General features: G+C 73.6%; 1 pseudogene. It reads left to right on the plus strand.

Going from position 1 to position 1,343, the window contains the following annotated elements:
* Window positions 1-1,000: pseudogene (locus tag C1J00_RS43275) on the plus strand (hypothetical protein); the annotation flags it as partial.
* Window positions 1,001-1,343 lie beyond the last annotated feature (343 nt).

Consider the following 1,343-nt stretch of genomic DNA (forward strand, 5'->3'; position numbering starts at 1 on the left):
CCCCGTGCCCGCGCGGCGCCGCCGCCCGCCGGAGGCGAGGATCGGCCGGCGTGTCATTCCGCGCGACCTGCGGCCCGTGTCCCTGCGGGACGAACTCACCGAGCTCGGTGACCTCTTCCGCGCCTACCAGAAGCGCCCCGAGCCCGACCTGGCGCTGCTGGCCGATCTCCAGGAACGCAAGGCCCGCGCCTTCCTCACCTGGTCCGACGTCAGTTGCGACGTCACCCTGCGGCTGGAGGCCCAGCGTGCCGAACAGGCCGCCGCCGCCATCCGACGCCAGCACCAGCACCGCACCGGCTGCGTCCCGGAAGGCGACGAACCGGGCGTGGCGCGCCTGCTGACCGTGCCGACGCAGTGGGAGTACGCGCGCTCCGTCCTCGCGCACGTGGCCGGCCACACGCCGCTGCCCGGAGCGGAAGCACGGCTGCTGGTGCTGTTGCTGACCCTGCGCACCGCGCACACCGGCACCGGCAACCTCGTCGGCCAGGACGTCGAGGCACTGGGCCTGACCGACCCGGAGGACTTGGTCGAGCAGCTGACCGGCTGCGGCTGGCTGTCCCTCCCCGGCACCGTCGGCGACCTGCTCGCCTCCCGGCCGGAGAACCCCACCCCGGTCACCGTCCCCTCCCTGGTGCCCGACGAGGACGGGACGGGCCCGTTCACGTTCGGCAGGAAGACACGGCCCAAGCTCTCCGGCTGGGCCCAGAGAGTCGTCTCGGACAAGAAGCTCCGCAAGGCCAAGGCACCCGCCGGCGCCCGGCTGCTCGCCGTGACGCTGGCCACGTGGGCGGACGACGTGGGGCGCCTCGGACCCGGCGGCCGGGGCGTCACCCTGGACGCCCTCACCACCCGGGTCCCGGTCGGCTCCGGCGAACTGCGGGACCTGATCGACCGGCTGACCGCAGCGGACTGGCTCACCGAAGCCGCCCTCACCGACACCCACCTCACCGGCCGTCTGACCGAACGCGTCCTCCCCCTCACCTGCCCCCTGCTTAATTGAGCTCCCGCCCGCCTCGTCCGCGACCGCGCCCGTGGGCGGGGCGCCGTCGACCCGCCCACGGGTTCACCACCACTCCACGTCGGTGGTTCGGGCGTTCTCCCCGTCGGCGAGCTCGGCCGGTCGGGCACCATCGCCCACTCCTGGGGCTCACTCTGCTCGGGCAGCACGGTGGTGTTCGGCCCGGGTTCCGGTCTCCCGCCCGCTGGCGCGGTCGCCGTCATGCCGTCCCCACACGACGTGATAGAGGGTGTTGCCGCTCGGCGGCCCGACGCGGAGCCCCGTGTAGAAGCTCCATCGAGCAACGACCGTCCCTCACCATCCACCATGAGGACAACGGCCGTAC

It is taken from the genome of Streptomyces cahuitamycinicus (assembly GCF_002891435.1).
Lineage (GTDB): Bacteria > Actinomycetota > Actinomycetes > Streptomycetales > Streptomycetaceae > Streptomyces > Streptomyces cahuitamycinicus.